A 26,573-nucleotide genomic window follows, 5' to 3' on the forward strand; every position below is an offset into this window, starting at 1 on the left:
CGTCAGGAGGCGAGCTCTAGCCCATGGGAATGATCATGGCCGTGAGCTTTACACGCTACGGGAGGCTCTACTACCTCGATCCGGGCGGGCACAGTCCCAAGGTCGGTGACAAGGTTCTGGTGCCCACCGACTCGGGTCCCGAGGTCGCGGAGTGCGTGTGGGCGCCGCAGTATTCAAGTGAGGACATCGACGGGCTGCCCGTGTGCGCGGGCGTCGCCGGCGACGAGCACCTGGCCCGTGACGAGAGCAACAAGCGCCGCCGCGCGGAAGCCCGTAGTGTCTCCAAGCGGCTGATCAAACGCCACAGCCTGCCCATGAAGGTGGTCGGCGTCGACTACCTCGACAAGGACAACGTCTACACCGTCTACTTCTCCGCGCCGCACCGGGTCGACTTCCGGGCGCTGGTCCGCGACCTGGCCCGTAATCTCCGCGCCCGGGTCGAACTCCGCCAGATCGGCCCCCGCGACGAAGCCCGCCTCCAGGGCGGCATCGGCCCGTGTGGTCGTGACCTGTGCTGCGCGACCTTCCTCAAGGACTTCGAACCGGTGTCGGTCCGCATGGCCAAGGACCAGGACCTGCCGGTCAACCCGCTGCGTATCGCGGGGGCGTGCGGGCGCCTCATGTGCTGCCTCAAATACGAGCATCCGCTGTACGTCGAGACGCGCTACCGGATGCCGAAGGCGGGTAGCCGGGTGGCCACGCCCCAGGGCGACGGCACCGTGATGGGCCACAACGTCCCGTCGGACACCGTGCTGGTCCGGCTGGACGACGGGGGGCGCCGCTGCGCCTGCCCGTCGGCGTCGGTGTGTTCGCCTCGCCAGCAACACGAAAAGCAGTACGGTCCCGAGGGCGCCAACCCCGACGGCACCTCAAACCCCGCCTGAACCCGGGCTGCGGGGGTTGCCTCAAGCACCTGGTGGCGAGATGGCCAGCCGCTGCGGTACCGGGTGAGCGAGCTTTGGGCAGGTGAGTGCCTCCGCTCCGTCGCAGCGGCATTCAGGTTGATCAGCTCAGCAGGCGTTCGCTGCGGACGTCCCACGTGCATGGATCGGGCTGTACTGAACGGTGTAGTTGACATTGGAAACTGAACGGTTTAGTTTCGAGAGGAGATCATAAACCGGAGGTTGTCATGGAGTTCGGCTTCTCCCTTGTTCCCACACCCGACATAGCCGCCCATCGCGAACTGGTCACCGTTGCCGAGGAGATCGGCCTCGACCTGGTCGGCGTACAGGATCATCCCTATGCCCCCACGCAAGTTGATGCCTTTGCCCTGATCGGCACCTTGCTGGAGCACACGGAGCGGATCCGGTTCTTCCCTGATGTCGCCAGCCTGCCGTTGCGTCCGCCGGCCGTACTCGCCAATACTGCGGCAACGCTGGATCTGGCCTCCGGCGGGCGGTTTGAGCTGGGTATCGGTGCGGGCGGCTACTGGCGGGCGATCGCCGGCATGGGCGTACCCGAGCTCAAGCCCGCGGCGGCCCTCGACGCGCTCGGCGAGGCGATGGAGATCATGCGCGCGCTGTGGAGCCCGGACCAGCCCACGGTACGGCTGCGCGGCGAGCACCACACGGTCAACGGCGTGCATGCCGGTCCGCCGCCGGCCCACCCGATCAACATCTGGGTCGGCGCGCAGGGGCCGCGGGCGCTGCGGTTCACCGGCCGGCTGGCCGACGGGTGGGCCGCGCCGATCCCGTCGTATCTGCCGTACGAGGCCTGGCCCGAGGCGAACTCCCTCATCGACCAGGCGGCGCGCGCCGAAGGCCGGGACCCGGCCGCCGTCATGCGGATGGCGCAGGTCGTCGGCACCATCACCACCACCCCGGGCGAACTGCCCGAACACGGCTCCGATCCGGTACGCGGCACGCCTGACCAATGGGCCGGATTCCTGGCGAAGCTCGCCATCGACCAGCCCTTCACCACGTTCATCTTCTGGCCGGAGCAACAGTCGATCGAGCAGGTGGTGCGCTTCGCGACCGAGGTCGTCCCGCTGGTCAAGGAGAGGACACCAAACGGTGTAGTTTACGCGCATGAACGTTGACGAATTCGGCCTCCCGATCATCCCCGATGCGGTCAACGTCTCGCAGCGCAAGCGCGAAGCGATCATCGACGCGGCCAAGGTCGAGTTCCTCAAAGAGGGATATACGGCCGCATCGGTGGATGCCATCGCCTCCCGGGCCGGGGTGTCCAAACCCACGATCTACAAGCATTTCGGCAACAAGGAGCGGCTCTTCCTGGCGGTGATCGGGGGGATCCTGCCGCAGACGTACGCGCATCTGGAGCCCTGCAAGTCGAAGATCGCCCAGGCGGACGATCTGCGGACGGCCCTCATCAGCCTGATAACCGAATGGGCGGAGATCCTCCTCCGTCCCGACATCATGGCCCTGCGTCGGCTGGTCATCGGGGAGATCGACCGCTTTCCGCAGCTCGGGAAGGCGTGGTACCGCATCAGCGACAAGATGAACAACGAGCCGCTCGTCGAGGCGTTCGAGATCCTGCATGAGCGCGGGCGGATCAGCGTGCCCGACCCGGCCCTCGCCGTCCGGCAGCTGGTGGCGGCCACGATCGGCGTGCCGCAACTGGTCCGCACGTTCGACGCCGACGCGGAGGTCGACCTCGAAGAGATCATCACCTCGGGCGTCGACCTCTTCCTCGCCCGCTACCGCGCGGCCTAGGACGCTGCTGACACAAGGGAGTCGGCGGAGCCCGCTGGTTCACGCGAAGGACAGGCCTCGACTCGGCGTAGCATGGCGACGGTGTGGTGCCGAGCCCTCCTGGCCGCCCTGATGCTGCTGACTTCCGGCTGTGCGAGCGCCCGGGCCCCCGCCCCCGCGACCCTGGCCTGGTCCGGCTGCGGTGACGACTTCGAGTGCGCCCGCCTCCGGGTCCCCCTGGACCACGCCCAGCCGGACGGCGAACACATCGAGATCGGCGTGATCCGCCTCCCGGCCACCGGCGACCGCATCGGCTCCCTGCTGATCAACCCGGGCGGCCCCGGCGGCTCCGGCATCGACTACGCCCGCGCGGCCCCCGCCATGCTCAGCCAGGACATCCGCGCCCGCTTCGACATCGTCGGCTTCGACCCCAGGGGCGTAGGCGCATCAACCCCCATCAAATGCCTGACCGACGACCAGCTGTCCGCATTCATCGCCCTGGACGGCACTCCCGACACCCAGCCCGAGCAGTCCGCCCTGGAACAGGCCTCGAAGGACTTCGCCAAGGCCTGCCAGGCAAGCTCCCCGAAGCTCCTCCCGCATGTCAGCACCACGAACGCCGCCCGGGACATGGACCTCCTCCGAGCCGCCCTGGGTGACGAAAAGCTCACCTACCTCGGCAAGTCATACGGAACCCTCCTGGGCGCGACATACGCCCACCTGTTCCCCGGCAAGGTACGCGCCCTGGTCCTCGACGGCGCCATGAACCCGGCGATCACCCGCCAACGCCTCAACCTCGACCAGGCCAAGGGCTTCGAAACCGCCTTCCGCGCCTACGCCAAAGACTGCCTCACCTCCGAGTCCTGCCCCTTCACCTCCAGGACCCCGGAACACGCCCTCACCGAGATGTCGGAACTGCTCCGCCGTACCGACAAAGACCCCTTGACCAGCGAAACCGGCCGCCCGGTAACAGAAGCCCTGGCAACCCTGGGAGCCCTGACCCCGCTCTACGACCGGAACACCTGGCCGGCCCTGTCCGAATCCTTGGCCGAAGCCCAGAAGGGCAACGGCACCCTGCTCCTGTCCTCGGCCGACCAGTTGGTAGGCCGCGCCGACGACGGCACCTACTCCAACCAGACCGAATCCGGAATGGCCATAACCTGCGCCGACACCCCAGCCCCACCCAGCACCTCAGCCCTGGCCCAAGCCGCCACAACCGCCGCGAAAGCCGCCCCCGTCTTCGGCTCCTACGTCATGTGGAGCATCCTGCCCTGCGCCTTCTGGCCCTCAGCCCCAGAGCCCCCCGCAGCCCTGCGCGCCGCCGGCGCCGCCCCCATCCTGGTCCTCGGCACCCGCCGCGACCCCGCAACCCCATACCAATGGTCGCAATCCCTGGCCGACCAACTCGAATCCGGCACCCTCCTGACCTACGAAGGCGACGGCCACACCGCCTACGGCAGCGGTTCCACCTGCATCGACACCCACGTGGACCACTACCTCATCACCCGCACCACCCCCGCCGACGGCACCCGCTGCTGATCGACGGGAGCAAGAAGTGCCACGCCTCCTGTAGACTTCATCACGCTGTACGGCAGCGCCGCCTTAGCTCAGTCGGCCAGAGCACTTCACTCGTAATGAAGGGGTCTCGGGTTCGAATCCCGAAGGCGGCTCCGCAGGAAAAGGGCCCTACCGGGTGATCCGGGAGGGCCTTTTTCGATCTTGTAGTGCGGGAAATCGGGAGTCCTCCTGGTGTGGTGATCCATCCTGGAGGATGTCGGTCGTCTCAGCGGATGGTCTGGTGGCTTGACTCGCATTCAGCGAGGAAGGCGTCTTTGTTCAGGCTTGCTGGATTCGGATCATGTTGCCCGAGGGGTCGCGGAAGGCGGAGTCGCGTGGGCCCCAGGGGCGGTCGATGGGTTCCTGGAGCACCTCGGCGCCGTACGCCCTCACCTTCTCGAAGGTGGCGTCCAGGTCGTCGGTGCTGAAGACGATCATTGGCAGGATGCCCTTGACCAGGAGCTCCTGCAGAGCGTCTCCGTCGGCTTGGGAACGGCCGGCGTGTGGCTGCGACAACACGAACTCGAGGCCGGGCTGCGTCACGCCGCCGAGGGTGACCCAGCGGGACACGTCCGAGCCGACGTCGTTGCGCACTTCCAAGCCGAGTGCGTCGCGGTAGAAGGCGAGCGACTCGTCCAAGTCGTTGACGGTGATGTGGCAGTACTGAAGCGCGAGGTTCATGCCGTCGACGCTAGGTGGCCGGGGCCGTGGGACGCTTCTTCATTCCTGCTCAGACGGCCACACTGGGCCGGGGTTCGCCATGGAGGCTTCAGGGAGCGGGGGGATGGGGTCAGGTGGGGTTGAGGCGGGTGATCAGGGTTCGGCGTACGGCGGGCCACTCGGCAGCGATCACCGAGAACATCGCCGAGTCCCGCAGCCGCCCTTCCTCGCCGGGTGCCCAGGACAGGGACCAGCTCCGCAGTACACCCTCGAAGGTCGCGCCGAGTCGTTCCAGAGCGCGGCGGGAGCGCTCGTTGCGGGCGTCGGTCTTGAGGTCGACGCGCACCACGCCCAGCACGTCGAAGGCGTGGTCGAACATCAGGAGCTTGGCCTCGGCGTTGATGCCGCTGCCCTGGGCGGAGGCGGCCAGCCAGGTGAAGCCGATCTCGATGGCGCACAGGTCCGCGCGGCCGGGCCAGGTGCGTGGGTCCCAGAAGCCGGTGCAGCCTACGGCCATGCCGTCCTGGGTGCGTACCTGGGCGAACGGGGTCAGGCCTGGGCGGGTGAGCTGGGCGGAGATGTACGACTCGACCTCGTGGGCCCGGGGGACCATGGTGTACGCGTAGGACGAGCGGTCCTCCTCGGCGGCTTTCGCCAGGTCGGGGGCGTGGCCGAGGGTGAGGGGCTCGAGCCTGACGAGCGTGCCGTGCAGCGTGACCATTCGGCGATCATGCCGGACGGCGGCCGATACTTAAAGGAGAATTAAGCACACTTAAGGTCGAACTTCGGGTCTCGACTCGACCGCCGTAACGTGTCAATCTCGGGTCGAGATGAAAAGAGCATTCGCCCTGGGGCTTCTGTTACTGGCGGCCGCCTGCGCCGCGCCCGAGACCGAGGCGCCGGCCAACTCCGAGGACGTCATGTTCCTGCAGATGATGATCCCGCATCATCGGCAGGGCATCGAGATCGTCAAGCAGGCGCGGGCCAAGCCCGTCCAGGACCAGCTCAAGGTGATGGCGATGGCGATCGAGTCCACGCAGGGGGACGAGGTCACGAAGATGATGGAGTGGTTACGCTCCTGGGATCAGCCGACCGTCGCGCCGTCGAGTGCCCACGACCATCATGGCGGGATGCCGGAGACGGACCGGGAGAAGATCGAGCGGCTGGCGAAGTCGAAGAACTTCGAGCCTGACTTCCTCAATCTGCTGATCGCCCACCAGGATGACGCCATCCAGATGGCGAAGATTGAGACGATGAACGGGATAAATCCGGACGTGAAGCAGTGGGCTGACCAGATCAGCAAGTCACGCAAGGCCCAGATCGACCAGATGATGGCCCTGCTCAAGAACAAACCGTAGGGCCGCTTCGCGGGATCGGGTGAAAGCCCTGGGGCGCTTCGCGCGGACGGCGGTGGTGGCCGGGAAAGGCCCGTGGGGCCCGCTTCGCGGGATCGGGTGAAGGCCCTGGGGGCGCTCGCGCCGGACGGCGGTCGCGGCCGGGAAAGGCCCGCTTCGCGGGGGAACGGGAGAAGCCCGTGGGGCCCCCTTCGCGCGGTGGGGCGGTTGTGGCCGGGGAGAGGTCCGTGGGGCCCGTTTCGCGGGGGAGCGGGAGGCAGCCGTGGGGCGCTCTTCGCGGATGGCGGTCGCGCCCGGGGGAGAAACCCATGAGACCGCTTCGCGGGGACGGTGGTTGTGGCCGGGGGAGAAGGCCGGTGGTGGTCAAGAAGACGACGTGGGGCGCCGTGGGTCAGGGGGAAGGCGTGGGGCGGGGTTACTTGGATGCTGTGGGGAGTTTTGTGGTGAAGTCGGTGACGGTCTTTTCGTAGGCCTCCGGGTCGACGTTCCATGATCCGACATGCCCGCCCCCCTGCGTACGCACCACGTTCACCAGATCCGGCCGCACCCGGGCGAACTCCAGCGCGGGCCCAGGCGGCACCCCGGTGTCGGAGTCGTCCACGAAGAGCAGCACCGGCATCCTGAACTCCTGGGCATGCGCCACGTGGTCCAGTTCGGCCAGTGAGATCCCGGTCCGGCGCTCGATCACGAACCGGCCCACCGAGGCCAGCCACAACGGCACACCCTGTTCGCGCGCCCCCGCGTCGATCGGCCCCTTCCAGTCCATGACCGGGCTGTCCAGGATGATCCCCCTGATCGGCTCCTTGGTGAGCTTGCGTGCCGCCATCGCGACGATCCCGCCGCCCATCGAGTACCCGTAGAGCACCACCCCGCTCGCCCCCTGCGAGCGCGCGTAGGAGATGGCGGCCGCCACCTCCTTCCACTCGGAGGCGCCCAGGTGGAACTTCCCGTCGGGCCCGGCCGGCGCCCCGGTGTCGTTGCGGTAGCTGATTCCCAGCACCGGCATCCCCAGCCTGTGGAAGGCCGGGGTGATCCGCAGCGCCTCGCTGGCGTTCGCGTTGCGCCCGTGCACCGCGATCACCCACGTCTTCGACTTGCCCTCCGTCCGCCATGCCGGGAACTCGCCCAGTTCCGAGCGGATTTTCACGCTCTTATACGGCAGGCCGAGCGCCGAGTCGGGATCCTCGTTCCCCCACATCCACCGGTCGAGGTAGCCGCGGACCCCGGGCTTCAGCTCGCCCCGCCGTACCTTGAGGACCTCGCGCGTCACCGTCCCGGGGCCGGTGGAGATCACCTTGCCCAGCGTGGCGTTGCCGTCCTTCCACGTCAGCCCGTAGGTGCCGGGCGCGGCCATGTCGCCGCCGCCCCTGAGCGTGACCTGCTCGCCGGTGGCCTCGGTGACTTCGAGCGGGTAGGAGTTCTGGCCGCCGGACGGGTCGATGACCATGCCGGAGTAGTACCAGCCGGCCGCGCCCAGTCCGGCCGTGCCGAGCACCAGGAGGACGGGCACCGTCCACGCCAGGAACCTTTTCATGGCGTGCAAAATACTCCGAAACCACTCGTAGACGCAGTGCACATAAGGTGATTAGATGACTTGATATGTCGGCCGAAGTCACCCGTCCCACGCTCTCCGACGCGCTTACCGAGCGCATGCTGGAGCTCATCCGTACCGGAGGTCATCGTCCGGGCGACCGGCTGCCCTCGACCAGGGAACTGTCCCAGCGCTTCGCTGTCACCACCCCGACGCTCCGCGAGGCGCTGCGCAGGCTCGAAGCCACCGGCGCGATCGAGATGCGCCACGGCTCCGGCATTTACGTCGGCTCCGCGATCGAACGTCTCGTCATGCCCAACCCCAACATGCGCGAGATGCGCGGCGCCCAGCTCCTGGAGTTGCTCGGCGCCCGCATCGTCATCGAGCCGCCGCTGGCGGCCATGGCCGCGCAGCACGCCACCGCCGACGGCATCGCCGCACTGCGCACGATGCTCGACGAGGCGGCGCTCCACCTGCGCGGCGAGGACGCCGAACTGCACGACGCCAACATGACCTTCCACCGGGCCACCGCCCGGCTGGCCGGCAACGGCGTCCTGCACGAGATCGTCGACTCGCTGCTGACCGTGCACGCCAACGAGCAGCGGGAGATCCTGCAGATCTTCGATGACCGGCGGCGTGACTACGACGAACACCTGGCGATCCTCGAAGCGATCGAGGCAGGTGACCCCCAGGCCGCTGAGCGGCTGATGAAGGCCCATCTCGCGGACGTGAAGAGCGTCGTCGAGCTGAGGCTGCACCATCCCCCCATGGAGTAAGGAGTCCGGCATGCGCACTCTGGCCGCGCTCGGATTGGCCGCCACCCTGACGCTGGCGGCCTGCGGTGGCAACGACGCCGCAGCACCGCAGAAGAAGAGCGAGCTGTCGCTCTACAACGACAAAGGCGCCTGGAGCAAGTATTTCGACGGCATGGGCGCCCTGTCCAAGCAGCAGATCAGCCTGTCGATGAAGCCGGTGGGTTACACCGACTCGGCGCAGTACCAGGCGTTCATCAAGGCCTCGTTCCGCACCGACGTGAAGCCCGACCTGTTCACCTGGCAGACCGGGGGGATGCTCGAAGAGATCGTCAAGCAGAAGCAGGTCGCCGACACCACCGCCGTCTGGCAGGAGGCGATCAAGGCGGGTGACCTCCCGCAGGATCTCGCGCCCTACTACACGGTCGGCGGCAAGCAGTACTGCGTCCCGCTCAACGTCGCCTACTGGGGCATGTTCTACAACATGCCGGTCTTCGAGAAGCACGGCGTCAAGCCCCCGACCACCTGGGAAGAGCTGATCAAGGCCGCGGACACGCTGAAGAAGGCCGGGGTCACGCCCTTCTACCACACCAGCGTGTTGTTCTCCTTCGTCTGGTTCGAGCAGCTCATGGCCGGAATGGACCCCGACCTGTACGACCGTTTGTCCACCGGCAAGGCCAAGTACACCGACCCGGGCGTGGTCGCGGTGATGGACAAGTGGAAGGAACTCATCGACGCCGGATACTTCGTGAACGCCGGTGACAAGACCGACCCGGCGGACCTGCTGAAGACCGGCAAAACGGCCATGGTCTCCTTCGGCACGTTCTTCAACACGAGTATGACCACCCGCAGCATGGCGCCCGGCAAGGACTACGGCTTCTTCGTCATCCCGAACGTCAACACCTCTCTGCCCAAGACCTCGGTCATCTTCGAGAGCGGCCCGCTCTGCGCGCTCGACAAGGCCGCCGACCCCGAGGCCTCGATGAAGTACCTCAAGTGGTGGACGAGCGCCGGGGCCCAGGAGAAGTGGGCGAGCAGCAGGGGCGACGTCAGCGCCAACCCCAAGGTCACGGTCAAGGACGAGGCGCTCAACTCGATCACGAAGGACGCGGGCAGCGGCAAGTACCGCCTGGTCAACCGCTACTTCGAGGCGACGCCGCCGCCGATCCTGTCGGCCGCGCTCGACGGCTTCGGCAAGTTCGTCTCCGACACCAGCACCACCAAGGAGGTGCTGGAGACGATTCAGAAGGCCGCCGACGAGTACTGGAGCACGCACCAGTGAGAAACGCCCCCATCCTCGGGCGGTTCAGGGGCGGATACGTGGCCCCGGCGGTCCTCCTGGTCGCCGGGCTCCTGTACGCGCCGTTCCTGTGGACGGCCTACCTCAGCCTCACCGCCTACGACGGCCTGGCCGACCCCGAGTTCGTCGGGCTGCGCAACTTCACCCGGCTCTTCGACGACCCGGCGCTGCTCACCTCGACCAGGAACACGCTGATCTGGGTGGTCGGCACGATGGTGCTCCCGGTCGGGCTGGGCCTGCTGGTGGCGGTGCTGTCCTACGACATCAAGGGCGGGGCCTGGTTCCGGGTGCCGTTCATGCTGCCGTACGCGCTGAGCGGCGCCGGGCTCGGCATGGTCTGGAGCCCGATCCTGTCCCACGACGGCATCGCGAACCTGCTGCTCGGCACCGACACCGCGTACATGCAGGAGGCGCCGCACAACACGGTCGCGATGCTGCTGGTGTGGACGTGGCAGCAACTCGGCGTGAACACGCTGTTGTTCGTGGTCGGCCTGCAGTCGATCCCGAAGGCGCCGATCGAGGCGGCCAGGCTCGACGGGGCGTCGGGCTGGTCGTTGTTCCGGCACGTCATCTGGCCGCTGATGCGCCCGCTGACCGCGGTCGTGGTGGGGCTGGCGCTGGTGGCGGGGTTGAAGACGTTCGACATCGTCTGGGCGATGACGCAGGGCGGGCCCGGACGCAACTCCGAGACGCTGGCGGTGATGATGTACCGCGAGACGTTCGTCGCCACCAAGTACGGCTACGGCTCCGCGGTCGCGGTGCTGCTGACCGTGGTGGCCGGACTGGCCTCCTGGCTCTACCTGAGGAGGCAGGTGCGATGATGCGACGTGTCGTGCTCGTGGTGCTCGGGCTGATCTGGCTCGGTCCCACCTATCTGCTGCTGGTCAACGCCTCGCGCCCGGCCGACGCCTACGACCCGGCCGGCGCGTGGGTCCCGTCGGGCGACTTCGCGCTGTTCCAGAACTTCTCGACCGCGCTGGAGCGGGCCGACCTCACCCAGAGCCTGGCCAGCACCGCTCTGTACAGCGTGGTCTCGCCCCTGCTCGGCGTGCTCATCGGCGCCATGGCCGGATACACGATCGTGGTGCTCAGGCTGCGCTTCGGCTTCCTGTGGTTCATGCTCATCTTCGGCGGCACGATCTTCCCGTCGCAGATGCTGCTGGTGCCGCTGTTCATCGGCTACAGCGACGCCGGCCTCTACGACGACCGCTTCGGCATGCTGCTCCTCTACACCGCGATCAACGTGCCGCTGGCCGCGTTCGTGCTGCGCAACTTCTACTCGGGCGTGGCCTTCTCCATCTTCGAGGCCGCCAGGATGGACGGCGCCTCGACCCTGCGCATCTTCTTCCGCATCTACCTGCCGCTGTCGATGAGCGCGCTGGCCGCGGTCTTCATCCTTGAGTTCACCTTCATCTGGAACGACCTGATCTTCGGCCTGGTCCTGACGCAGTCCGAGGGGGTGCGGCCGGTCATGGTCGCGCTCAACGGCCTGATCACCGACGTCTACGCGGGCACGCCCGTGCCCGTCGGCCTGGCCGCCGGCCTGATGGTCTCGCTGCCGACGGTCGCGTTGTTCCTCGCCACCCAGCGCCTCTTCGCCAGGGGCCTTTCTCTAGGGAGTGTGTGATGACGAGCCGGTTGCTGCAGAGGAGCCTCGGTTCCCCGGACTACGACGGAATCAGGCAGGCGCTGCGGCACGACACCTCGACCCCGGTGATCAGTGTGCGCGGCCTTGAGGTACGGCTGGCCGTACTGCCGTTGTTCACCCATGACGGGCGCCAGGCGGTCAGGGTGTCGTGCACCGGATTGATCGGCTCCGATCTGATCGTGTCGCTGAAGGACGTTGATCAGAAGACCGGCGCCGACGTCACCCTGCTGGTGCCCGAGGTGACCGAGCCCAGGACGTTCACGCTGGAGGTGCGCGACGCCGCGGGCGTGATCGGCTCGGCCGAGGTCACGGTGACGCCGCAGCGCAAGTGGAGCGTCTTCGTCGTGCACCACTCCCACCTGGACATCGGCTACACCGACCCACAGGGCACCGTCCTGCGCCACCACCTGGAATACCTCGACGCGGCGGTACGGCTGGCCGACGAGACCGCCTCGTGGCCGGACGACGCCAAGTTCCGCTGGACGGTCGAGTCGTCGATGCCCGCGGCCAAGTGGCTGGCGGCCCGCCCCGCCGAGCAGGTGGAACGCTTCAACCGGGCGGCCCGCGAGGGAATCATCGAGGTCACCGCGCTGCCGTTCCAGTTGCACACCGAGGCGTGCTCGACCGAGGAGCTCTACCGGCAGCTGCGCCAGGTCTTCGACTTCCCGGTCAGGTCGGCGATGCACACCGACGTGCCCGGCGCCGTGGTCGGGCTCGTGGACGCGCTCAACGCGGCCGGTGTGCGGTATCTGGCCGCCGCGCACAACTGGGCCGGGCGGTCGGTGCCGTATCTGCACGGCGGCGACAAGCTGACCAGGCCGTTCTGGTGGCAGGCGCCGTCGGGGCAGCGGGTGCTGGTGTGGTTCACCGACACGCCGCACGGCATGGCGTACATGGAGGGCAACACCGTCGGGCTGACCGACTCCTACGAGCTGGCCGACGATCTGCTGCCGCGTTACCTGTCGGCGCTGGCCACACGGGGGTATCCGTACGGGCCGGGGACGTTCGGGTGGCAGGGGCCGGACGCGCCGCGGGAGCCGTACGAGCTGGATGTGCTGCATCTGCGGGTGCAGGGCGCGCACGCCGACAACGCGGGGCCCTCGATCGTTCCGGCGTCGATCGCGCGGCGCTGGAACGAGCAGTGGGCCTGGCCGAGGCTGCGGTCGGCGGTCAACAGTGACTTCTTCGAGCACGTCGAGGAGAGGTACGGCGACCGGCTGGCCGTGCACGAGGGCGACTGGACCGACTGGTGGGCCGACGGGCTCGGCTCCGGCGCCCGTCCGCTGGGCTATGTACGGCGGGCGCAGTCCTCGCTCAGGGCGGCCGAGACCCTGCACACGCTGGCCGGTGTCGACGCCACCGAGCAGATCTCGCTGGCCTACGACAAGGTGGCGCTGTTCAACGAGCACACCTGGGGCGCGGCCAACCCGTGGGAGGACGCCGAGGAGGCGGGCGACTCGGGCGGGCTGCAGTGGACCAGGAAGTCGGCCGGGGCCTACGACGCGCAGGACGACGCGGCCGACCTGCTGCACGCGGCCGTCCGCCGGTTCGGCGCGGCGCTGGGCGGGGAGGGCGCGGCTTCGTTCGCGGTGTTCAACCCGGCCACGCACGCCAGGACGGACGTGGTGAAGGCGTTCCTGCCGCGCGACCTCGTGCCCATCGAGGCGCCGATCGCGCTGAAGGACGCCAGAACCGGGCAGATCCTGCCCCACCACGAGGAGGTCGTGCTCCCGGAGGACTGGCCGACGCGGCCGATCGGGCGCCACCTGCACGCGGTCGTCCCCGACGTCCCCGGGTACGGCTACGCCCGCGTGGACGTCGTCGCCGCCGAGACGCAGGCGCCGGAGCCGGTCGAGATGGGCCAGGAGCCGGTGATCGAGAACGAGTTCTACCGGGTCACCTACGACCTGCGCGAGGGCTACGTCCGCTCGATCTTCGACAAGGTGGCCGGTCGCGAGCTGGTCAACGCCGACGCCGCCGCCGGATTCGGCCAGTACGTCTACGACCGCTACGCCACCGCCCCGCATTTCAACCACATGTCCGGACACGTGGGCGCGCACGACCGCACGCTGCTCGGCGACCGGGCCATCGCCAGGAACGCCGCCGTGGTCAAGGCGCAGCGCACCGCGGTCAGCGAGAAGCTCGTCGTGGAGTTGCAGGGCAAGGGCGTCGACTGGCTGCGTACCACGATCGAGCTGCACAAGGGCGTGCCCAGGCTCGACCTGACCTACCAGCTGGCCAAGCAGGGAACTCCGGCGAAGGAGGCGGTCTTCCTGGCCTTCCCGTTCGCCGCGGGCGCCCCGGCGGCCTGGGAGCTGACCGGTGGCGTCGGCGGGCCAGGCGTGCCCCGGGTGCCGGGTTCGGCGGAGTACATGCTGCCGATCCGCCACTGGATCGCCTACGAGGACCCCGAGCTGACCATCGCCTGGGCCACGATGGAGGCGCCGCTGGTGCAGCTCGGCACCATCCACATGCCGTACGCGCCGTTCCCGCCCACGCTGGAGGAGGAGGCGGGCACCGTCTACTCCTGGGCGCTCAACAACATCTGGGACACCAACTTCCCCGCCCAGCAGCAGGGTGAGACCACGTTCCGCTACGCCGTCACCTCTGAGGCCGGAGCCGAGGCCAGGCGCCTGGGCGCGCGGGCCGCGGCGGGGCTGACCGAGCCGTTCATCGGGGTCTTGACGACCGGCGCGGACGTCGGGGCGGCCGACGAGCACGAGTACGTCCGCGTCGACCACCCCGACGTGCTGGTCACCTCGCTGGGCAGGTCGGCGGACGGCCTGGTGGTGCGCCTGCAGTCGCTGGCGCCGCGGCCGGTGGAGGCGCGGGTGACGGTGCCGGGCCTGCGCGAAGCCCAGGTCAGCTCCGGGTTGCTCACCGACCTGGCGCCCGCGGCGGTCGACGGCGAATCGGTCAAGGTCGTGCTGCCCGCCTGCGGGGTGGCCGCCGTTTGGGGGACTTGTGAAGATCGTTGACATCCGGGCGACCACCGTCGCCGTCCCGCTTGAGGCGCCGCTGCGGCACAGCAACGGCGCCCACTGGGGCCGTTTCGTCCGCACGATCGTCGAGGTCGAGGCGGACAACGGGCTCGTCGGGCTGGGCGAGATGGGCGGCGGCGGCGAGAGCGCGGAGGCCGCGTTCAGGGCGCTGCTGCCCTACCTGACCGGCCACGACCCGTTCCAGCTCGAAGCGCTCCGCTTCAAGATCGCCAATCCCACCGCCTCGCTCTACAACAACCGCACGCAGCTGCTCGCGGCCATCGAGTTCGCCTGCCTCGACCTGGCCGGGCAGCACCTCGGGGTACCCGTGCACGACCTGCTCGGCGGGCGCGTACGCGACGAGGTGGCCTTCGCCTCCTACCTGTTCTTCCGGTACGCGGCCGAGGGCCACAAGGAGATCAGGACCCCCGATCAACTGGTGGAGCAGGCGCGCGAGCTCAAGCGGGCCCACGGCTTCACGGTGCACAAGCTCAAGGGCGGCGTCTTCCCGCCCGGCTACGAGCTGGAGTGCTACCGGGCGCTGGCCGCGGCGTTCCCGGAGGACCGGCTGCGCTACGACCCGAACGCCGTGCTCTCGATGGCCGAGGGCCTGCGGTTCGGCCGGGCCATCGAGGACCTCAACAACGACTACCTGGAGGACCCGGTCTTCGGCCTGGAGGGCCTGCGGCAGGTCCGCGAGCAGGTACGCGTCCCGCTGGCCACCAACACCGTGGTGGTCAACTTCGAGCAGCTCGCCTCGAACGTCATGCGGCGCAGCGCGGACGTGATCCTGCTGGACACGACCTTCTGGGGCGGCATCCGGCCGTGCGTGAAGGCGGCCGGCGTGTGCGAGACGTTCCAGCTGGGCGTGGCGGTGCACTCCTCGGGCGAGCTGGGCATCCAGCTCGCGACCATGCTCCACCTGGGCGCGGTGCTGCCCAACCTCGGGTACGCCGCCGACGCCCACTACCACCAGCTGCGCGACGACGTGATCGAGGGCGGCAAGCTGCCTTACGTGAACGGCGCGATCGCGGTGCCCTCCGGCCCCGGGCTGGGGGTCCGGCTGGACCGGGACAAGGTGGCGCGGTACGCCGAGCTCTACCGGGAGATGGGCGGCTATCCGTACGACCGCGATCCGGGCCGTCCGGGTTGGTACGCGCAGGTGCCCAATGAGCGTTTCGCCGACCCTGATATTTCACTAGAAGTCCGGACATAGTCTCATCCCCATGACGAACATCACTCCCGCTGACAACCTGGTCACCACCTTGCACACCCTCACCTCCGGCCAGCCGTACACGGCGAGGACCGGAACCATGGTGCTGCGGGAGGAGACGTTCACCGACGGCGCCTTCGACGGCCACCAGGCCAAGGCCGAGATGTTCGTCACCGCCTACACGCTCGACGGCGCCGACCCCCTGACGCGCCCCGTCACCTTCGCCTTCAACGGCGGGCCCGGGTCGTCGAGCGTGTGGCTGCATCTCGGGGTGCTCGGCCCGCGCCGGGTGGTCATGGGCGACGCCGGGGCGTTGCTGCCTCCGCCGTACGGGCTGGCCGACAACGCCGAGACGCTGCTCAACGAGAGCGACCTGGTGTTCATCGACCCGGTCTCCACCGGTTTCTCCCGGGCCGCCGAGGGCCACAAGCCCGACGCCTATCACGGCTTCACCGGCGACGTGGAGTCGGTGGGGGAGATCATCCGGCTCTGGACCACCCGCAACGGGCGGTGGATGTCGCCCAAGTTCCTGGCCGGAGAGTCCTACGGCACGCTCAGGGCCGCCGCGCTCGCCGACCACCTGCAGACCCGCTACGGCATGTACCTCAACGGGCTCATGCTGATCTCCTCGGTGCTCGACTTCATCACCGGTGAGTTCAACCCGGGCAACGACCTGGCCTACGCCCTCTACCTGCCCACGTACGCGGCCATCGCGCACTACCACGGCCTGCACGGCGAGCGCCCGCTGGCCGAGGTCCTGCGCGAGGCCGAGGAGTACGCGGCCCGCGACTACCCGTGGGCCCTGGCCCGCGGCAACCGCCTCACCACCGAGGAACGCGCCGCCGCCGTCGCCAAGGTCGCCGAGCTCACCGGCCTCGGCGCGGACTACGTCGACCGGGTCGACCTGCGCCTGGAGCACATCCGCTTCTTCACCGAGCTGCTGCGCTCACGCCGCCGGATCGTCGGCCGCCTCGACGGCCGCTTCACCGGCTGGGACGAGGACGGCGGCCGCGAGCACTTCGACCGCGACCCCAGCATGAGCGCGATCGTCGGTCCCTACAGCGCCGCGCTCAACCACTACCTGCGTGCCGACCTCGGCTACACCAGCGACCTGCCCTACGAGATCCTCACCGGCCGGGTGCAGCCCTGGTCGTACAAGGAGTTCGAGGGCGCCCATGTTCACGCCGCCGACAAGCTGGCCGCGGCCATGCGCGACAACCACCACCTGCGCGTCCACGTGGCCTGCGGTTATCACGACGGCGCCACGCCGTACTTCGCCGCCGAGCACACCTTCGCCCAGCTGCGCGTCCCGCGCGAGCTGAGCGGCAACGTCGAGTTCAAGTACTACGAGGCCGGCCACATGATGTACGTCCACGAGCCGAGCCGCCTGCGCCAGTCGGCCGACCTGGCCGCCTTCGTCGCGGGCTCACTCCGGTAGCGCCACCGGGACGCCGGACAGCAGGCCGCCGTCCACGCGGTGCTCGGAGCCGGTGATGAACGAGGCCCGCTCACTGGCGAGGAACGCGACCAGCTCTGCCACCTCCGCCGGCCGGGCCACCCGGCCCAGCGGGTGGGAGCGGCCCCACTCGGCCACCATCTCCTCCTGCGTACGCCCGCCACGCCACAGGTCCGCGGCCCAGCGCAGCATGGGCGTGTCCACCGAGCCGGGACAGACGACGTTGGCCCTGATGCCGTCGGCGGCGTGGTCGAGCGCCATCGACCTGGTCAGGCCGAGCAGGGCCGCCTTGCTGGTGGAGTAGGCCGCCACCCGCGTCTGCGAGGCGAACGACTGGACGGAGGCGACCACGACGATCGCCCCGCCGCCCCGGGCGCGCAGATGCGGGACCGCGGCCTGGCAGGCCAGGTAGACGCCCTTGACGTTGACGTCCATGACCTCGTCCCACGTCTCCTGCGGGGTGTCCTCGACGGTGCCGTAACGTTGCACGCCGGCGCAGGTCACCACGATGTCCAGCCCGCCGTGGCGGGAGACCGCCAGCTCGGCCAGCTCGCGCATCTGCCCGGCGTCGCGCACGTCGGCCGCCACCCCGGTCACCCGCTCGCCCGCCACCGGCACGCCCTCGCCGACGCCACAGAAGACCACCGAGGCCCCCCCGGCGACCAGCCGGTCGACGACCGCGCGCCCGATCCCCGTGGACCCGCCGGTCACCAAAGCGACCTTGCCTTCGACATCATTCACGCCAGCACCTCCGCGCGCCATCTCAGCACCTTGCTCTCGTACGGCCCCAGCGCCATCGCCGTGCCGTTGCCCACGGCCGCCGCCAGCCCGTCGGTCGGCATGCCCGCGAACGGTTCGAGCCCGAGAACGTAGGCCCGGCCCCACCAGGGATAGTCCACAGAAGCGCCGAGCTCCTGCCACATCCACAGATACGGCAGCACCTCGGCATCCCATTCCACCCGCATGCCGATCTCTCCCGAGATCTCATACCAGCCTTCGGTGAAGCCGGTCAGGTACAGCACGTCGCTCGGCGAGCCGGGCGCCTGCACCACGGCGAGATCGGTCGCGCCGCCGCCCTCGCCGGGCACCAGCGGCCAGTCCCAGGGCCCGCCCGGCGCGACCCTGCGGCCCGCCGGGTTGATGGCCGTGTCGTGCGGGACCACCTTCACGCCGCCGGGCAGCGTGATCCGGTGGCCGGGCTTGAGGAACGGCGCGCCGTACACGATGTGCTGGCCCCACATGGCGTGCAGGGGCAGGCCGCTGTCGTTGCTCGCGCGGCCCTCGACCTCCAGCGCGGCCGATCCGGCCGCGAGAGTGAGCGTCCTTTCCAGCCGGTACGGCAGGCGCCGGGTGCGCACGCCGAGCCGTACCGAGACCCGCTCAGGCGTGTCGGCCACGACGGCGCACTCCCACGGCAGCCCCGACACCTCGCCGTGCTGGGCCAGGCGGGCGCCCCGGTAGAGGCTGGGCGCGCCGCCGCTGGGGAAGATCTCCTGCCAGCCGCCCTCGTAGTGGTCGATGAACTGGGCCACGTCGTCGGCGGCGCCCTGAAGGTGCGCGGCAGGGGGGCGCAGGCCCTGGGGAGAGAGCCAGACGAAGTCGGTGTCGGTCGGCTTGTGCAGAAACTCGACGACGTCGCCGCCCTTGCCCGGCAGGACGGTGACGCGGAGAAGCTCGTTCTCCAACGTCACCGCGTCCATGCCGTCAAGGGCGAAGCGACGAAGACGGGCGGCCCAGTTACGCCTCAACCGAACCTCACGTCGATGAACCTCGGGCGGTAGATCGACACGTCGCGATAGTGGTCGGTGTTGACGAAACTGTTGACGTTGTAGGAGACCACGAGTCCGTCACCGGCCACGCCGGGGTGGGCGTGGGCGTTGTAGGTGAAGATGTTCCCGTTGGTCTCGGGGGTCGTGTAGAGGACCTGCTTGCCGGTGAACGGCCCGGTCGGCGAGCAGGACGAGTAGGCCACGATCTTGGCGCTCAGCGCCTCGGTCGTGTCGTGGGTGATCAGGACGTAGCCGTCGCCGACCTTGGTCACGCTGTACTCGTTGGCCACGCCTTCCATCATGCGCGCCGAGTCCTTCTCGGACGGCGACCAGGTGCCGGAGGCGGTCCGGAACTCCCAGCGGCCCAGCAGGCTCTCGCCGCGGACCCTGGCCAGGTGCATGTACTTGGTCGCGCCCTTGTCCTCCACGCCGTAGACGTAGGTGTGGCGGCCGTCCTTGAGGATGCCGGAGGCCCAGGCCACGCCGTTGCCGGAGGGCAGGTCGTGGACGCTGACCGGGCGCTCCATACGTCCCTGCGGGAAGCGGGCCACGACGTTGCGGTGCCACTTCCAGTCCCAGGCACCGGTGCCGAAGCGCTCGTACTCCTGGTAGGTCACCTCGACCATGCCACCGGCCAGCGTCACGTCGCCGGCCCAGTACCAGTGCTTCTTGTCGCGGGGCGGCATCACGGCGGCGGGCTTGCCGGGGCGGCCGCCGTAGATCGTGCGCAGGCGTCCTTCGCGCTCCAGCGCGAAGGTGTTGTTGAGGAACACGGTCGTGCCGCCCTCCTCGACCACCGGCGGCCGGGACCCGTCCGGGTTGACCTGGCCGAGGAAGGTGTCGGAGAAGACCCAGAGTTCTTTGCCGCTGGGCAGGCGGACCGAGTAGGTGCCGTCGGCACCCGTCCAGTCGTCGAGCCGGGAGTTGTCGTTGCCGTAGTTGCTGAACAGGCTGGTCAGCCGGGGGTTGATCGACGAGCCACGGAATTCGGGCGCGCAGTTGGCCTCGGCGGCCATGGCCTGCTGAGGCAGGAGGAGCGCGAGTAGGAGTGGGACTAAAACCAGGCGCAGACGCTTCATCACACATCCAGGGGGGGAGGAGGTGAGCCGATTACAGTTCTAGTCATTAGATGACTTATTGTCTACCCCCGAAAACCCGGATGACCCGGTCCGGCCCCGGCAGGTAGCCTGCGCGAGGAACTGGGGAGGGATCGGGAGATGGGTCACGTCGAGGTCGGACACCTGACGTACGTGCTGCCGGATGGGCGGCCGCTGCTGAACGACGTGTCCTTCCGGATCCCCGACGGGGTCAAGGCGGCGCTCGTCGGCCCCAACGGGGCCGGGAAGACGACGCTGATGCGGCTGGTGGCAGGCGATCTGCAGCCGGTCGAGGGGAGCGTGGCCAGTTCCGGCGGGCTCGGCGTGATGCGCCAGTTCATCGGCAGCGTCCGTGACGGCTCCACCGTGCACGACCTGCTGCTCAGCGTCGCGCCTCCGGCGGTGCGGGAGGCGGCGGCCAAGCTGGAGCGGGCCGAGCTGGCCATGATGGAGCGTGAGGACGAGAAGACGCAGCTCCGCTACGCCCAGGCCATCACCGACTACACCGACGCCGGTGGCTACGACATCGAGGTGCTCTGGGACACGTGTACGGTGGCTGCGCTCGGCGTGCCGTACGACAACGTGAAATATAGGGATGTGGCCACCTTGTCGGGAGGCGAGCAGAAACGGCTCGTGCTGGAGGCGCTGCTGCGCGGCCCCGACCAGACGCTGCTGCTCGACGAGCCCGACAACTACCTCGACGTGCCGGGCAAGGAGTGGCTGGAGGGCCAGCTCAGGGAGACGTCCAAGACGGTCCTGCTGGTCAGCCACGACCGGCAGCTGCTGGCCAACGCCGCCGACCGGATCGTCACCGTGGAGTCGGGCAACATCTGGATCCACGGCGGGAGCTTCACCACCTACGCCGACGCCAGACGGGCGCGCAACGAACGCCTGGAAGAGCTGCGCCGCCGCTGGGACGAAGAGCACGCCAAGCTCAAAGCCCTGGTCAACATGCTCAAGAACAAGGCACGCTACAACGACGGCATGGCCCCGGCCTACCACGCCGCCCAGACGCGGCTGCGCAGGTTCGAGGATGCGGGCCCGCCGGAGGAGACGCCCAGCGAGCAGAACATCCGCATGCGGCTCAAGGGCGGCCGCACCGGCAAGCGGGCGGTCATCTGCGAGGAGCTTGAGCTGACCGGCCTGATGAAGCCGTTCTCGACCGAGATCTGGTACGGCGAGCGCGTCGCCGTCCTGGGCTCCAACGGCTCCGGCAAGTCCCACTTCCTGCGCCTGATCTCCGGCGAGGACGTGCGCCACACCGGCGTCGCCAGGCTCGGCGCGCGGGTGGTCCCGGGCCTGTTCGCCCAGACCCACGCCCGCCCCGACCTGCGGGGACGCAGCTCGGTCGAGATCGTCATGACCGAGCACGCCAGGCTCAAGAACGAGGCCATGAAGATCCTGGCCCGCTACGAGCTGGCCGGGCTCATCGCCGACCAGCGCTTCGAGACGCTGTCCGGCGGCCAGCAGGCGCGGCTGCAGATCCTGCTGCTCGAACTGTCCGGCGCGACGCTGCTGCTGCTCGACGAGCCCACCGACAACCTCGACCTGGCCAGCGCCGAGGCGCTCCAGGTCGGCCTGGACGCCTTCGACGGAACCGTGCTCGCGGTCACCCACGACCGCTGGTTCGCCGCGGACTTCGACCGATACCTGGTCTTCGGCGCCGACGGCACCGTTTACGAGGCTCCTGAGCCGGTGTGGGATGAGACGCGGGTCGTGCGCCCACGTTAAAGAATGGGTACGCCATGCGCGTGTCTCACGCATGACGTGCCCATGCACCGGCTATCACGGCAAAGTGATCCTGCGTAGCCGAACCGTCACTGTCCTCGCACTCGGCGCGATCTTCTTGACCGGGTGCTCAGAAGAAGCGCAGCCTGCCCAGCTCAAGCCGCTGGCGCTGAAGGAGCAGGTGTCCAACACCGTCAAGACCGCCTCCGGCTACGCCGTGAACTGGGCCGGCGTGCTCACCAACGCCAATCCCTGGCACTTCGGCGAGCACGTGGTGGCCACGGTGATCGGCCGTGACGCCTCCGGCGCCGAGGTCGTGCGCATGGACCAGCCGCTGGACGCGGTCCCGCCGGGCGGCTCCCTGTCGTTCGCCGGCCAGGCCAGCGCCTCGGAACGGCCGGCCAAGGTCACCATCGAGTACCGCCCCGCCCAGTGGCGCGCGGCGGCCAGGATCGCCTCGGCCTTCCGCACCTTCCCGGTCTCGGGCGTGCAGACGCTCAAGCAGAAGGACGGCACCTACCTGGTCACCGGGTACGTGGACAACCCGTACGCGCTGCCCGCCAGCAGCCTGGTGGTCAACGCCCTGCTGCGCGACCCGGCGGGCAAGCTGGTCGGCGGCGGCTACGCGTTCGTGGACGACGTGAAGGCGGGCGCGCCGCCGCGCTTCATCCTCACCGTCGAGGGGCTGGCGCCGGGGGCGAAGGTGGCCAAGACCGAAGTGGTGGCGCGTACCTGGGGCTCGACCGGCCGGCCGTTCGAGGAACTGGCTCTGGCGGGTGCGGTGCCGGTCCACACGGTCATGCCGACGACCGAGCCGTTCGCCGTGGACCGCGGGCGTACTGCGCTGCCCGGCGACGACCACAAGGAGTGAACCGCCGCGCCCCCGGGCGCGGCGCTTTCGCAACAATTCATTTTTATTCGGACTTTTATCGGCGGGCCATTCTGTCATTAGCGCTGAATCGGTAGAACTACTAGTTACCAATCCATTACCTTCAGCAACATGACTGACCGCGTCCTGGTCGAGGCTCTCCGCGCTGACGACCCGGGTGCTCTGGCTGCGCTTTACGACACGTATGCCGAGAGCATCTACCAATACTGCTGGTCCCTCCTCCAAAGCTCCGACAGCGCCCAGGTGGCGCTGCGCGACACGCTCATCGCCGCGGAGGCGCACATCGGCGCGCTGGCCGAGCCGGAGCGCCTGCGCCCCTGGCTCTACGCGCTGGCTCGCGGCGAATGCGCCCGCCGCCGCCTGGCGGCCCCCCAAGATGCGCGAACACTGACCGAGGCCCCCGAGCCGGACGACCCCGAGGACGCGGACCTGCGGGTCATGGCATGGAACGCGGCGCAGGGCCTGCCGGCCGGTGACCGCGAATTGCTGGAGCTGAGCACCCGCCACGGCCTGTCCACCTCCGACCTGGCCGCCGTCCTCGGCACCTCGCCGCGCCAGGTCGAGATCGCCGAGGAGGAGGCCCGCGAGCGCCTGCGCGACGCGATCACCGCCGAGTTCCTGGCCAGGAAGGGCCCCTACGACTGCCCGCGCCGCGCCGACATCCTCGCCGGCTTCTCCGGCGAGCTCACCACCGAGATGCGCAGGCAGCTCGTACGGCACGTGGCCCACTGCGACCTCTGCGCCCCGCACCGCAACCGGCAGATCTCGGCCGCCAAGGTGTTCGAGCTGCTCCCGGCGGCCAGGCTGCCGGGGTCGCTGAGGGTCCGGGTGATGAGCTGCTTCATCGACCCCGAGCTCCTGCCGTACCGCCGCTACGTCGCCAGGCGCTCGGCCGCCCTGGACGCCGCCGGCTTTCCCGGCCCGGGGGAGAAGAAGGCTCGCAAGTGGCCTCAGGCGCTGGCTGGCGCGCTGGCGGCCGTAGCCACGGTCATCGCGATCGGCGTCGTCTTCCACCAGTTCGGCACCGAGACCGGCGGCCTGTCCGGCCTCGCCACCGGCGCCTTCCCCGCCACCGGCGAGCCGCCCGGCATCAGGCTGCCCTGGGCGCCCGACCCGCAGGACACCGCGATCCAGGTCGAACCCATCCCCGACAGCGCCGCCACCCGCCCCCTCGGCGTCCTGGCCGCCACCGAACCGTCGGCGGTCACGCCGCCCGCCGCCGACCGCACCACCGCACCGCCCACCCGCGCTCCCTCCTCGCCCGCGCCGGCCACCACCACGCCCGCCTCCCCACCGGCCGCTCCCGATCCGGGCGAGCCCGGTGACCCCGGCGGCGTACCGGGAGCCGGCAAGCCCACGAGGGACCCGCAGGGCCGCCCCACCCGCACGCCCTGCCCCACCACCCCCGCGCCGACGGCCACTCCGACGCACAAGCCCACGCACAAGCCCACCAAGACCCCCACCCCGTCGGCGACGCCCACGCGGACCCCCACCCAGACCCCCACGCCCACGCCGCCCGTGGAGACCCCCACCGCCGCCCCCGACCCGACGGCGAGCTGAGCGATGGAGGCATTCGAGCTGCGCCACGACTCGCACCTCGGCTGCCGCGTCTGCCCGCTGACCGTCCGCGACGAACTCGCCGCGATGGTGCGCAGAGGCCACTGCGTCGACTGGCCCACCTGGCTCGACCCGGGCCCCCGCATGCTGCGCGACCTGCTCGAACTCTGCCGGTTGCGGACCGCGCGGGGCCTGGCCGTCCTGTCCTGGCTCGCCGGTGGCGAGCCGCCCGCCGAGCTCGACTGGCTGTGGACCTCCCGCCGCCTCACCGGCCCCCGCCAGGAGCGCATGTACGGCGCCGCCGCCACCGTGCCCGACCCCGTGCTGGGTCTCGTGCTGGCCAACTGGACCTGGGCCCTGGACACCACCCACGGCGGCCGGGTCACCGCCCCCTACCTCGCGGGAACCGCCTACCCGGGCGACGGCCACCTCGCCGCGGCCGCCACGATGACGCTCTTCCAGACCTACGACCGCCACCAGGAGTCGCGCCCGGCCATCGCCGCCGCCTGGGCCGCCGCCCGGGTCAGCGCCGACTGGTGCAAAGCCGCCGAACTTCACGCTGCGTATGGAAGCCAGACACCTGTCTTCACCTATCCCCGTGGTGCGAAACCTCCCTCTATTGGCGTCCGTCCGTGGATAGAACGCCTGTTTCGCCTGTGATGATTACGTTGCGTGTGATTCATGTGTGCGGTGAGTGACGAGCGGGCACTGTGTGCATAGAGTGACCGAGAGCGAGGGGGATCTATGCACTCCGTCAGAGCCGGACTGCTGGTCGCCTGCCTGATCGCCACCCTTTGCCCGCCCGCCTACGCGGACCCGCGGCCCTCGGCCGACGACGTGGCCGAGGCGCGCGACGCCGTACGGGACAAGAACAAGGCGCTGGGGGCGGCGGCCGCGAAGCTCGCGGCCGCGCAGAGCAGGCTCGACGAGCTCGACGCGGCCGCCGAACGGCTGGTCGAGGCCTACAACGGGGAACAGGTCAAGCTCGCGGCGGCCAAGGTCGCCGCGGTGGCGGCACGTACGCGGCTGCTGGACGCCGAGACGATGGCCGAGGCGGCCAGGGCGGACGTGGCGGCGATCGCCGCGCAGGCCTATGGCGGGTTCGACCTCGCCCGGCCGATGCTGACCATGATCGCGGACAGTGCCGACGGCTTCCTGCACCGGGCCTCGGTGCTGGAGCAGATGGGCGGCGAGCGCACGCTCGTCCTCGACCGCATGCGGGCCGCCGAACGCGTGGCCGAGATCCTGCGCGAACAGGCCGACGACGCCCAGACCGCGCAGCAGGACGCCATGGAGCGCGCCGAGGAGGCCAAGACCGCCGCCGAGGCCGCCGTCGCCAAGCAGACACGCGAGACCAAGACGCTGCTGGCCACCAAGAAGAAGCTGCAGGACCAGGTCGACTCCGCGCGCAGCCTCGCCGACCGGCTGGCAAGGGAACGCGCCGCCGCCTTCGAACGCACGAGTTTCGGCGCCGGGGCGATACCGGTGTCCGGGGCCGGGTCCACCAACGGGGACATCGCCGCCAACTGGGCGCTGACGCAGCTCGGCAAGCCGTACGTGTGGGCGGCCGACGGGCCCGGCAGCTACGACTGCTCGGGGCTGACCATGCGGGCGTGGGAGCGGGCCGGGGTCCGGATCGACCACTGGACGGGAACCCAGTGGACCTCGGGACCCCACGTGCCGCTACGCGAACTGCGCCGGGGCGACCTGCTGTTCTTCGGCCGCATCACCAGTGATCCCGGAGACATCCACCACGTGGGCATGTACATCGGCCGCGGCCTCATGGTGCACGCCCCGCAGACGGGTGACGTCGTCAGGATCGCCTCCATGTGGCGCCGCGACCTCGTGGGCGCCACCCGTCCCCGATGAGGTCCGTCAGTGGTGGCCCTGGTCCTTCAGCCGCTGGAAGGAGCGCTTGATCTCGACCTCGGCCTCCAGGCGGCCCACCCAGTTGGCGCCCTCCACCGACTTGCCGGGCTCCAGGTCCTTGTAGACCTCGAAGAAGTGCTGGATCTCCAGCCGGTCGAACTCGGGCACGTGGTGGATGTCGCGGATGTGCTCCATCCTGGGGTCGGTGGCGGGGACGCACAGCACCTTGTCGTCGCCGCCCTTCTCGTCGGTCATGCGGAACATGCCGACCGCGCGGCAGGTGATGTAGCAGCCGGGGAACGTCGGCTCCTGCAGCAACACCAGCGCGTCAAGGGGATCGCCGTCCTCACCGAGGGTGTTCTCGATGAAGCCGTAGTCCGCGGGGTACTGCGTGGAGGTGAACAGGAGCCGGTCAAGCCGGATCTTCCCGGTCTCGTGGTCCACTTCGTACTTGTTCCGTTGCCCCTTGGGAATCTCAACGACAACGTCGAACTCCACCGCTGTTCCTCCGCTCAACCCCCCGGGCACCCCCGGCTGGGCGTTAATGTCTCGTAGGCGAA

At 69.4% G+C, this 26,573-nt stretch carries 24 protein-coding genes and 1 tRNA gene; 18 read left to right on the forward strand and 7 right to left on the reverse strand.

The annotated features are described in order from the left end of the window. Positions 1-35: 35 nt before the first annotated feature. The 5 genes from ACIBKY_RS44705 to ACIBKY_RS44725 all read left to right on the forward strand — a co-directional run bounded on the left by ACIBKY_RS44705 (position 36) and on the right by ACIBKY_RS44725 (position 4,321). The gene (locus ACIBKY_RS44705) at positions 36-884 is read left to right on the forward strand and encodes a stage 0 sporulation family protein (protein ID WP_397106983.1); all 849 of its coding nucleotides are present in this window, start codon (positions 36-38) and stop codon (positions 882-884) included. Positions 885-1,129: 245 nt separating this feature from the next. Then, positions 1,130-2,038 (forward strand): LLM class flavin-dependent oxidoreductase, encoded by a 909-nt coding sequence (locus ACIBKY_RS44710; RefSeq protein WP_397106985.1) that lies wholly within the window; start codon positions 1,130-1,132, stop codon positions 2,036-2,038. Next, positions 2,028-2,672 (forward strand): TetR/AcrR family transcriptional regulator, encoded by a 645-nt coding sequence (locus ACIBKY_RS44715; protein ID WP_397106987.1) that lies wholly within the window; start codon positions 2,028-2,030, stop codon positions 2,670-2,672. The genes ACIBKY_RS44710 and ACIBKY_RS44715 overlap by 11 nt, the downstream gene beginning before the upstream one ends. A 72-nt stretch (positions 2,673-2,744) precedes the next feature. Then, on the forward strand, positions 2,745-4,190 hold the full coding sequence (locus tag ACIBKY_RS44720) for an alpha/beta hydrolase (protein ID WP_397106989.1): 1,446 nt from the start codon (positions 2,745-2,747) through the stop codon (positions 4,188-4,190). Positions 4,191-4,247: 57 nt separating this feature from the next. After that, positions 4,248-4,321 (forward strand) — tRNA-Thr (locus tag ACIBKY_RS44725). 166 nt (positions 4,322-4,487) lie between these two features. Here the strand turns inward: ACIBKY_RS44725 and ACIBKY_RS44730 are convergent. Then, positions 4,488-4,889 (reverse strand): VOC family protein, encoded by a 402-nt coding sequence (locus tag ACIBKY_RS44730; RefSeq protein ID WP_397106991.1) that lies wholly within the window; start codon positions 4,887-4,889, stop codon positions 4,488-4,490. A gap of 109 nt (positions 4,890-4,998) precedes the next feature. After that, positions 4,999-5,589 (reverse strand): GNAT family N-acetyltransferase, encoded by a 591-nt coding sequence (locus ACIBKY_RS44735; RefSeq protein ID WP_397106993.1) that lies wholly within the window; start codon positions 5,587-5,589, stop codon positions 4,999-5,001. A 109-nt stretch (positions 5,590-5,698) separates the two neighbouring features. On the opposite strand from ACIBKY_RS44735, the gene ACIBKY_RS44740 reads away from it, so the two are divergent. Further along, positions 5,699-6,226, forward strand: a complete 528-nt coding sequence (locus ACIBKY_RS44740) for a DUF305 domain-containing protein (RefSeq protein WP_397106995.1) — start codon at positions 5,699-5,701, stop codon at positions 6,224-6,226. Positions 6,227-6,638: 412 nt separating this feature from the next. On the opposite strand, the gene ACIBKY_RS44745 is transcribed toward ACIBKY_RS44740, so the two are convergent. Further along, entirely contained in the window at positions 6,639-7,757 is a 1,119-nt protein-coding gene (locus ACIBKY_RS44745) for an alpha/beta hydrolase (RefSeq protein ID WP_397106997.1), read from the reverse strand. A 65-nt stretch (positions 7,758-7,822) separates the two neighbouring features. On the opposite strand from ACIBKY_RS44745, the gene ACIBKY_RS44750 reads away from it, so the two are divergent. Genes ACIBKY_RS44750 through ACIBKY_RS44780 form a run of 7 tightly spaced genes read left to right on the forward strand, consistent with a single transcriptional unit; the run spans position 7,823 to position 17,086 of the window. After that, positions 7,823-8,530: a FadR/GntR family transcriptional regulator gene (locus ACIBKY_RS44750; protein ID WP_397106999.1), complete on the forward strand. Its 708-nt coding sequence runs from the start codon at positions 7,823-7,825 to the stop codon at positions 8,528-8,530. 10 nt (positions 8,531-8,540) lie between these two features. Next, complete coding sequence (locus tag ACIBKY_RS44755; RefSeq protein ID WP_397107001.1) at positions 8,541-9,788, forward strand: ABC transporter substrate-binding protein; 1,248 nt, start codon at positions 8,541-8,543, stop codon at positions 9,786-9,788. Then, positions 9,785-10,627 (forward strand): carbohydrate ABC transporter permease, encoded by an 843-nt coding sequence (locus ACIBKY_RS44760; protein WP_379611985.1) that lies wholly within the window; start codon positions 9,785-9,787, stop codon positions 10,625-10,627. Before ACIBKY_RS44755 ends, ACIBKY_RS44760 begins: the two co-directional genes overlap by 4 nt. Then, positions 10,624-11,433 (forward strand): carbohydrate ABC transporter permease, encoded by an 810-nt coding sequence (locus ACIBKY_RS44765; protein ID WP_397107003.1) that lies wholly within the window; start codon positions 10,624-10,626, stop codon positions 11,431-11,433. Before ACIBKY_RS44760 ends, ACIBKY_RS44765 begins: the two co-directional genes overlap by 4 nt. Then, positions 11,433-14,432, forward strand: coding sequence for a glycoside hydrolase family 38 C-terminal domain-containing protein (locus ACIBKY_RS44770; protein ID WP_397107005.1), 3,000 nt, complete (start codon positions 11,433-11,435; stop codon positions 14,430-14,432). The genes ACIBKY_RS44765 and ACIBKY_RS44770 overlap by 1 nt, the downstream gene beginning before the upstream one ends. Beyond that, a complete protein-coding gene (locus ACIBKY_RS44775) occupies positions 14,419-15,651 on the forward strand; it encodes an enolase C-terminal domain-like protein (RefSeq protein WP_397107007.1) in 1,233 nt (410 codons plus the stop codon). The genes ACIBKY_RS44770 and ACIBKY_RS44775 overlap by 14 nt, the downstream gene beginning before the upstream one ends. A gap of 10 nt (positions 15,652-15,661) precedes the next feature. Beyond that, on the forward strand, positions 15,662-17,086 hold the full coding sequence (locus ACIBKY_RS44780) for a S10 family peptidase (protein WP_397107009.1): 1,425 nt from the start codon (positions 15,662-15,664) through the stop codon (positions 17,084-17,086). Here the strand turns inward: ACIBKY_RS44780 and ACIBKY_RS44785 are convergent. Genes ACIBKY_RS44785 through ACIBKY_RS44795 form a run of 3 tightly spaced genes read right to left on the reverse strand, consistent with a single transcriptional unit; the run spans position 17,075 to position 19,952 of the window. Further along, positions 17,075-17,845 (reverse strand): SDR family NAD(P)-dependent oxidoreductase, encoded by a 771-nt coding sequence (locus ACIBKY_RS44785; protein WP_397107011.1) that lies wholly within the window; start codon positions 17,843-17,845, stop codon positions 17,075-17,077. The two genes, ACIBKY_RS44780 and ACIBKY_RS44785, sit on opposite strands and share 12 nt — an antisense overlap. Next, positions 17,842-18,804, reverse strand: a complete 963-nt coding sequence (locus tag ACIBKY_RS44790) for a DUF4432 family protein (protein WP_397107013.1) — start codon at positions 18,802-18,804, stop codon at positions 17,842-17,844. The genes ACIBKY_RS44785 and ACIBKY_RS44790 overlap by 4 nt, the downstream gene beginning before the upstream one ends. Before the next feature lie 44 nt (positions 18,805-18,848). Beyond that, the gene (locus ACIBKY_RS44795; protein WP_397107015.1) at positions 18,849-19,952 is read right to left on the reverse strand and encodes a DUF4185 domain-containing protein; all 1,104 of its coding nucleotides are present in this window, start codon (positions 19,950-19,952) and stop codon (positions 18,849-18,851) included. Positions 19,953-20,090: 138 nt separating this feature from the next. On the opposite strand from ACIBKY_RS44795, the gene ACIBKY_RS44800 reads away from it, so the two are divergent. The 5 genes from ACIBKY_RS44800 (at position 20,091) to ACIBKY_RS44820 (ending at position 26,013) form a co-directional block, all read left to right on the forward strand. After that, entirely contained in the window at positions 20,091-21,701 is a 1,611-nt protein-coding gene (locus ACIBKY_RS44800) for an ABC-F family ATP-binding cassette domain-containing protein (protein ID WP_397107017.1), read from the forward strand. A gap of 64 nt (positions 21,702-21,765) precedes the next feature. Then, on the forward strand, positions 21,766-22,569 hold the full coding sequence (locus tag ACIBKY_RS44805; RefSeq protein WP_397107019.1) for a hypothetical protein: 804 nt from the start codon (positions 21,766-21,768) through the stop codon (positions 22,567-22,569). A gap of 129 nt (positions 22,570-22,698) precedes the next feature. Further along, positions 22,699-24,147 (forward strand): hypothetical protein, encoded by a 1,449-nt coding sequence (locus tag ACIBKY_RS44810; RefSeq protein WP_397107021.1) that lies wholly within the window; start codon positions 22,699-22,701, stop codon positions 24,145-24,147. A 3-nt stretch (positions 24,148-24,150) separates the two neighbouring features. Next, positions 24,151-24,804 (forward strand): hypothetical protein, encoded by a 654-nt coding sequence (locus ACIBKY_RS44815; RefSeq protein WP_397107023.1) that lies wholly within the window; start codon positions 24,151-24,153, stop codon positions 24,802-24,804. An 84-nt stretch (positions 24,805-24,888) separates the two neighbouring features. Next, positions 24,889-26,013 carry an NlpC/P60 family protein gene (locus ACIBKY_RS44820; protein WP_397107025.1) on the forward strand — a complete coding sequence of 375 codons (1,125 nt, stop codon included), beginning with the start codon at positions 24,889-24,891 and terminating at the stop codon, positions 26,011-26,013. 6 nt (positions 26,014-26,019) lie between these two features. Here ACIBKY_RS44820 and ACIBKY_RS44825 read toward each other — a convergent pair whose 3' ends face one another. Then, positions 26,020-26,511 carry an inorganic diphosphatase gene (locus ACIBKY_RS44825; protein WP_184971400.1) on the reverse strand — a complete coding sequence of 164 codons (492 nt, stop codon included), beginning with the start codon at positions 26,509-26,511 and terminating at the stop codon, positions 26,020-26,022. Between the last annotated feature and the right edge of the window lie 62 nt (positions 26,512-26,573).

The organism is Nonomuraea sp. NPDC050394 (assembly GCF_044459065.1).
Lineage (GTDB): Bacteria > Actinomycetota > Actinomycetes > Streptosporangiales > Streptosporangiaceae > Nonomuraea.